The sequence below is a fragment of the Myroides sp. C15-4 genome, from assembly GCF_050522745.1.
Classification (GTDB): Bacteria; Bacteroidota; Bacteroidia; order Flavobacteriales; family Flavobacteriaceae; genus Flavobacterium.
In genome coordinates, this window is record NZ_JBMVQX010000030.1 from 43,230 (window position 1) to 50,860 (window position 7,631).

Below are 7,631 nucleotides of genomic sequence, written 5' to 3' on the forward strand. Positions count from 1 at the left end.
TGCGCTAGGGAATTGCATTTAGAATATATTAACACCATAATTTAAAATATAACTGCTATATTTGCGTTAGTCAAGATTTATAGTAAAATATTGAAAACTAATCGCATATAATGAAATTAGATAGAAAAGACATTCTGAAGGCATTAGAGACTATTTCTATTGCCGGAGAAGGGAAAAATATGGTTGAAAGTGGGGCAGTTAACAACGTCATGACCTTTGGAGATGAGGTTGTTGTTGATTTAGTTTTGTCAACACCTGCATTACATATCAAAAAAAGAGCCGAAGTAGATGTGATGAAAGTGATTCACGAACAAGTATACGAAAAGGCAAAAGTAAAAGTAAATATAAAAGTTGAAGCCCCTGAAAAACCAGAGATAAAAGGAAAAGCAATTCCAGGTATTAAAAATATCGTTGCCATTTCTTCTGGAAAAGGAGGCGTTGGAAAATCTACAGTTACAGCCAATATCGCAGCTAGTTTAGCCAATATGGGCTTCAGTGTTGGGGTGTTAGATGCTGATATTTACGGACCGTCCATGCCTATCATGTTTGACGTAGAAAACGCAAAGCCAATTTCAGTTGAAGTGGATGGGCGTTCAAAAATGAAACCCATTTCTTCTTATGGGGTTGAATTATTGTCTATCGGGTTTTTCACTAAAGCAGATCAAGCGATCATTTGGAGAGGACCGATGGCATCCAAAGCATTAAATCAAATGATTTTTGATGCAGATTGGGGTGAATTAGACTTCTTATTATTGGATTTACCTCCAGGAACAGGAGATATTCACTTATCAATTATGCAATCATTGCCCGTAACGGGGGCAGTAGTGGTATCAACTCCACAAGCCGTTGCACTGGCAGATGCGAAAAAAGGAGTGTCGATGTTTATGTCTGACAGCATCAATGTACCCGTGTTGGGAATTGTTGAAAACATGGCGTATTTCACACCAGAAGAATTGCCAAACAACAAATATTACATCTTTGGAGAAAATGGAGCGAAGAACTTAGCGGAAGACCTACAAGTGCCTTTCCTAGGTGAAGTGCCTATTGTACAAAGTATTAGAGAAGCAGGAGATTTCGGTCGTCCAGCAGCTTTACAAAAAGACACCATCGTAGCCAATGTATTTGAAGAAATTACAAGAAACGTAGTTGAACAAGTTGTATTGCGCAACGATTCATTGCCACCAACAGAGGCAATTAAAATTACCACTATGGCTGGGTGTTCCGCTGTAGGAAAAAAATAAAACCATTTTAGATACTAAATATATGGCATCAGAAACTATCAGAGAAAACGTTATGAAGGCGTTAGACGAGATTCGCCCGTTTTTGCAAACCGATGGAGGAGATATTACATTAATTGACATAGTTGATGACAAGCACGTGAAAGTTCGCTTAGAAGGTGCCTGTACAGCTTGCAGTGTGAATCAAATGACATTGAGTGCAGGGGTTGAAACTACAATTAAAAAATATGCACCCGAAATCGAGACGGTAGTTAATGTTGGATAAAAATAACAAGTCAACTAACTGCTAAAGAGTAATTTATCTTTCAGTTAGTTGACTTTTATCATTTTTAATAAACGTTACAAAGGGTACCTTTGTATTAAAGAACTACACCATGATTGAAACCGATATAATTATTATTGGAGCTGGACCAACGGGTCTATTCGCTGTTTTTGAAGCAGGCTTATTAAAGCTTAAATGTCATATCATTGACGGATTGCCTCAACCTGGAGGTCAATTAACCGAGCTTTATCCGAAAAAACCTATTTTCGATATCCCAGGATACCCATCCGTAGGAGCAGCAGAATTAATCGATAATTTAATGGAGCAAATTAAGCAATTTCAACCGGGATTTACCCTAAATGAAGTTGCTGAAACAATCGAAAAACAAGAAGACGGTACGTTTATCGTTACAACAAATAAAGGAACAAAACACCACGGAAAAGCAGTGGCAATCGCTGGCGGTTTAGGTTCTTTTGAACCACGTAAACCAGAATTGGAAAACTTGGCGTATTATGAAGATAAAGGCGTAGAGTATTTCGTGAAAAAACCAGAAATGTTCGCTGGTAAACACATTGTAATCGCAGGTGGAGGTGACTCTGCTTTGGATTGGAGTATTTACTTAGCTGATGTGGCGGAAAAAGTATATTTGGTACATAGACGTAACGAATTTAGAGGAGCTTTAGATTCTGTAGAGAAAGTACAAGCGTTGAAAGATCAAGGAAAAATTCATTTAATCACTCCAGCAGAAATCGTTGACCTAAAAGGAACAACAAAATTAGAGGCTGTCGTTGTGGAATGTGAAGGTGAACGCCAGGATGTTCCTTGTGATTACTTTATTCCTTTGTTTGGGTTAACACCTAAATTGGGTCCAATTGCAGATTGGGGATTAGAAATTGAGAAAAATGCGATTAAAGTAAATAACGCATTGGATTATCAAACGAATATTCCAGGTATTTATGCAATTGGAGATATTAATACCTATCCAGGAAAATTGAAGTTGATTTTATGTGGATTCCACGAAGCCACTTTAATGTGTCAAAGTGTGTATAACATGCTGAATCCTGGAAAGAAATACGTGTTAAAATACACGACAGTTTCAGGTATTAATGGATTTGATGGTACGCGAAAAGAAGCGGAAAAAGCTGTTGTTAAATCAATTGAATAGTCATGTCAGATATTAAAATTACAATTATTGATAGAGAAGGTGTAAAACACGAGGTTGACGCGCCAACAGATATGAGTATGAATATCATGGAAGTTGTTCGTGCTTATGAACTAGCACCTGAAGGAACTATTGGTATTTGTGGTGGAATGGCGATGTGTGCTTCTTGTCAGTGTTATGTACACAATGCTGATGAAGTTGATGTACCCGAAATGAATCCCGATGAGGAAGCCATGCTTTGGGAGGCATTAAACGTCAAAGACAATAGTCGTTTAGGTTGCCAAATTGCAATTGTTCCCGAAATAGAAGGGTTAATTATTGAATTAGCTCCCGCAGAGTAGATTGTAGCGCGTTAGAGAAGCGATCAAATCGTTTTGATACTCGCATACCAAAATAAGAAAAGCGACGGTGAAAACCGTCGCTTTTCTTATTTTGGTATGACTGTAAAGGCAAACTGTGTGTGAATTGTAAACTAAAATAGGTGCCTTTGGCACCTATTTTAATTATTCTTCAATACTTGTTTCTGTTTTCTTTCTTTTAGCCAATTTGATGATAATCGGCAGTGTTGTTACAAGAACCAAGAACAAGACAATGTATTCGATATAATCTTTCAAGTTGATGCCGTAGCTTTCCAACAACCAAACTTGTAAGTAATGTCCTGCAAAGATCAAGGTAGTAGCCCATAAGAATGAACTAATAACATTATACAGCATAAAGCGCTTAACGTCCATGCGAACAATTCCTGCGATAATCGGGGCAAATGTTCGTACAACAGGTAAGAAACGAGCAAAGATAATTGCTCTTCCTCCGTGTCTTTCGAAGAATACTTTTGATTCGTACAGGTATTTTTTCTTGTATATGAAATTGTCTTTTACGTTGTAGAGGTAATTGCCACTCTTGGCCCCAAACCAATAACCAAAGGTATTCCCGAGAATCCCGGCTAAGGCGACTAAGGTGGATAAAAGGGCAACGTTTAAAAAGTCGCTCTCTATAGGGAAAATCTCATGCATTAAGGCTGTACTGTATATACCCGCTAGGAACAGTAAACTATCTCCTGGTAAGAAGAATCCAGCAAATAAACCTGTTTCAGCAAATACAATAAACAATACAACGTAGATTCCAATAGAGTGACCTGCAATCTCTAAATTGATATAGAATTCAGGATTGATTAGTTGTGATAAATGAAATTCGTCCATAGTTTGTTTTTAGTGTGTCTTTATTGTCTTTATTGTGTTTTTAATTTTCAATAAGGGGAGCACTTTCACCCTCTTTGTTTTCAAATTTATCAATTGAAGCAGTTGATAATGCATTACCCAATACGTTTGTCATACTTCTACCCATATCACAGAAGTGGTCAATTGGCAGGATAAATGCAATTCCTTCTGGTGGAATGTTGAACATCGCGCAGGTGGCCACAATAACAATCAGAGAGGCACGGGGTACACCCGCTACTCCTTTACTCGTTATCATTAAAACTAATAGCATTAGAATTTGATCACCTAAGGTCATGGGAACATCGTAGATTTGAGCGATAAATATACTGGCAAATGTCAAGTACATCATGCTTCCATCAAGGTTAAAAGAATACCCTAAAGGTAAGGTAAAGGATACAATTTTTGGCGAACAACCGAATTTATTTAATTGTTCGACCAATTTAGGAAAAACCGCTTCACTACTCGTTGTAGAGAAAGCAATTAATAAAGGTTCTTTGATTGTTTTTAGCAAACGCCATACATCTTTTCCAAGGATAAGGTATCCAACGAAGATTAAAACCGCCCATAAAACGATCAATCCACAAAGAAAAGCTACTAAATACTTTGCATAGGTAAAGAAAATACTCAGTCCATATAGGGCTACAGCACTAGCAATCGCGCCTAAAACTCCCAATGGAGCGGTCCACATAATATAAGTTACCATTTTTAATACAACTTCCGCAATGCGATCAAATAGCTTGATGATTACCTTTCCTTTTTTGCCTAGACTCGCTAGTGCAATACCAAAAAATACGGCAAACACAACAATTTGTAAGATCTCATTATGTGCAAAAGCATCGAATACACTTTTCGGAATTAAATGCTCTATAAAGGATTGAAGACTTAATGCATTAGTACGCGTTAGTAAATCATCAGCAGAGGAGGTGTTGTCTAAATTGAAGTTTGCATTCGCTCCTGGTTTAAACCAGTTGACTAAAATTAAACCAATCCCAAGGGATACCAAGGAAGCTGTAATAAACCATCCCATTGCTTTTGCCCCAACACGACCTACCATTTTCATATCACCCATTTTGGCAATTCCAACCACTAAGGTACAGAAAACCAAAGGGGCTATGATCATTTGAACCAATCGAATAAAGATGGTCCCTAGTAATTTGATGTTTTCAGAAAAACCAGCAATATAGTCCGGAAGTGTATAATGAATGATACTTCCAAAAACAACACCTAGAACTAAGGCGATGAGGATAGCAATAAAAAGTTTATTGTTTTTCATAGATGAAAAATTTTGTCGGTGAAAATAGTTATTATTTTTATAATAATTCTATGTTTTAGATAAAAATAACACTTCAAATTGTATTCCAAGATGGAAGATTATGAAACCTTTTTTTTATTTTATTCCGTTTTTTAATGCATGAAATTTCAACTTTTACTTTTTAGTTGAGGATTAACTGGCAGAAAGGCAGAAAGACAACGCCTTCGCTTTAACAGTGCTATCAGGCTCTTCTTTATTTTATAATCAAAAGAAAAGATTAAATTTACAGCTTAATAAACCTACTCAATATGAAAAAAATAGTTTGGCTTGCCTTGAGTTTAACGTGTTTTACTACGTTTGCTCAAGAAGTAATGACAAAAGAACTCTTGTGGAAATTAGGAAGAGTAAGTCCTGTTGGAATTTCAAAAGATGGGAAAAACCTGATTTACAAGGTGACTCATGCCAAGATGGAAGAAAACAGCTTTGATTCTAAAACGTATCAAATGCCAGTAACAGGTGGAAAACCTGTTGAAATTGAATCGTATAAAGATTTAGTACACGATGCCAATATTTCGCCAGATGGAAAGCATATTTTGTTCGATGAAGCAGTTAAAATCAATAAGGTTTTAGGAAAAGATTTGTATCCAACGATGGATAAATCAGATACCTATGTGTTTGATGGGTTGGATTACAGACATTGGGATACGTGGAATGACGGAACACACAACCACGTGTTTTATGCTGCTAGGGACAATCAGGACAACAAAATTGACATCATGAAAGATGAGCCATTCGATGCCCCTCAAAAACCATTTGGTGGTTCAGAAGATTACGTATGGGCTCCAGATGGAAAGTCTATTGTATATGTGTCTAAAAAGAAGTTTGGTACAGACTATGCCCTAAGTACAAATACTGATTTATACCAATATGATTTAGCAACTAAACAGACAAAAAACCTAACGGAAGCGAATGTGGGGTATGATACGCACCCAACGTATTCGCCTCAAGGTCATTTGACTTGGTTGCAAATGAAACGCGATGGATACGAAGCCGATAAAAACGATATTATTGTGCGTTTTGGCGATGTTGAGCAAAACCTAACAGCAAATTGGGACGGTACAGTCGATAGCTACCAATGGAGCAAAGACGGAAGTAAAGTGTATTTCGTTGCTGCTGTAGGTGGAACGGTGCAATTGTTTGAAGTGAACTTCCCTGGATTAAAACGCATCGCTCCTGTAGTGAAACAGTTGACAGATGGAAACTTTGACGTAACAGGTATCGTTGGATTTGACGGAGATAAAGTAGTAGTAACACGTACGGATTTCAATCACGCAACGGAAGTTTTCTCTTATGACTTAAAGAAAAAAACATGGAATCAGTTAACGAAAGTAAATGACGATATTTATTCCAAAATTGCGTTGAGCAAAAGTGAAAAGCGCATCGTGAAAACAGTAGACGGAAAAGATATGGTGACTTGGGTGGTATATCCACCGAATTTCGATCCAAATAAAAAATACCCAACTTTGTTGTATGCACAAGGAGGACCACAATCGGCTTTATCTCAATTTTATTCTTTCCGTTGGAATTTTCAATTAATGGCAGCTGAAGGCTATATCATTGTAGCGCCAAACCGCAGAGGAATGCCAGGACACGGTGTAGAGTGGAACGAGGCAATCAGTAAAGATTGGGGAGGAAAACCCATGCAAGATTACCTAGCTGCTATCGATGATGTAGCAAAAGAAAGCTATGTTGATAAAGAACGCCTAGGTGCAATCGGAGCTAGTTATGGAGGATATTCTGTATTCTATTTAGCAGGAATCCATGAAAATAGATTCAAAACGTTTATTTCACACTGTGGCGTATTCGACTTAGTAAGCATGTATGGAACAACAGAAGAAGTATTCTTCCCTAATTTCGATACAGGTGGAGCATACTGGGAAAAAGACAACAAAGATGCACAAAATGCAATTAAAAACTTTAACCCAATCAACAATGTAGATAAATGGGATACCCCTATTTTAATTATTCAAGGAGGTAAAGATTATCGCGTGCCAATCGGACAAGGACAAGAAGCTTTCCAAGCCGCACAGTTGAGAGGTATTAAAAGTAGATTCTTATACTTACCAGAAGAAAATCACTGGGTAGTTCAACCGCAAAACGCACAAGTTTGGCAAGGTGAATTTTTCCGCTGGTTAAAAGAAACACTATAGTAAAAAAAAAGCAATCCGAAAGGGTTGCTTTTTTTTTGGTGAGAGGTGAATGGTGAGAGGTGAATGGTGAGGGGTGAATGGTGAGAGGTAAATGGTGAGGGGTGAATGGTGAGAGGTAAATGGTGAGGGGTGAATGGTGAGGGGTAAATGGTGAGGGGTAAATGGTGAGGGGTGAATGGTGAGGGGTGAATGGTGAGGGGTGAATGGTGAGAGGTAAATGGTGAACGTCCCTAAATATGGTTGACCGTTTTTAAACATTAACTTCATTATTAAATATAGTAATAAATGGTTTG

7 protein-coding genes are annotated in these 7,631 nt (G+C 37.6%); 5 read left to right on the plus strand and 2 right to left on the minus strand.

Annotated elements, in window-relative coordinates:
• Positions 1 to 110 precede the first annotated feature (110 nt).
• The 4 genes from ACPDHL_RS12620 to ACPDHL_RS12635 all read left to right on the plus strand — a co-directional run bounded on the left by ACPDHL_RS12620 (position 111) and on the right by ACPDHL_RS12635 (position 3,003).
• Entirely contained in the window at positions 111 to 1,241 is a 1,131-nt protein-coding gene (locus tag ACPDHL_RS12620; RefSeq protein ID WP_430533116.1) for a P-loop NTPase, read from the plus strand.
• Positions 1,242 to 1,263: 22 nt separating this feature from the next.
• On the plus strand, positions 1,264 to 1,503 hold the full coding sequence (locus tag ACPDHL_RS12625) for a NifU family protein (protein WP_002987908.1): 240 nt from the start codon (positions 1,264 to 1,266) through the stop codon (positions 1,501 to 1,503).
• A gap of 109 nt (positions 1,504 to 1,612) precedes the next feature.
• On the plus strand, positions 1,613 to 2,665 hold the full coding sequence (locus tag ACPDHL_RS12630) for an NAD(P)/FAD-dependent oxidoreductase (RefSeq protein WP_430533117.1): 1,053 nt from the start codon (positions 1,613 to 1,615) through the stop codon (positions 2,663 to 2,665).
• 2 nt (positions 2,666 to 2,667) lie between these two features.
• Positions 2,668 to 3,003: a ferredoxin gene (locus ACPDHL_RS12635; protein WP_430533118.1), complete on the plus strand. Its 336-nt coding sequence runs from the start codon at positions 2,668 to 2,670 to the stop codon at positions 3,001 to 3,003.
• 162 nt (positions 3,004 to 3,165) lie between these two features.
• On the opposite strand, the gene ACPDHL_RS12640 is transcribed toward ACPDHL_RS12635, so the two are convergent.
• Positions 3,166 to 3,858 carry a DedA family protein gene (locus ACPDHL_RS12640; RefSeq protein WP_430533119.1) on the minus strand — a complete coding sequence of 231 codons (693 nt, stop codon included), beginning with the start codon at positions 3,856 to 3,858 and terminating at the stop codon, positions 3,166 to 3,168.
• Between the two features lie 40 nt (positions 3,859 to 3,898).
• On the minus strand, positions 3,899 to 5,149 hold the full coding sequence (locus tag ACPDHL_RS12645; RefSeq protein WP_430533120.1) for a dicarboxylate/amino acid:cation symporter: 1,251 nt from the start codon (positions 5,147 to 5,149) through the stop codon (positions 3,899 to 3,901).
• A 287-nt stretch (positions 5,150 to 5,436) separates the two neighbouring features.
• Here ACPDHL_RS12645 and ACPDHL_RS12650 point away from each other — a divergent pair, with 287 nt between their 5' ends.
• On the plus strand, positions 5,437 to 7,338 hold the full coding sequence (locus ACPDHL_RS12650; protein ID WP_430533121.1) for a S9 family peptidase: 1,902 nt from the start codon (positions 5,437 to 5,439) through the stop codon (positions 7,336 to 7,338).
• Positions 7,339 to 7,631 lie beyond the last annotated feature (293 nt).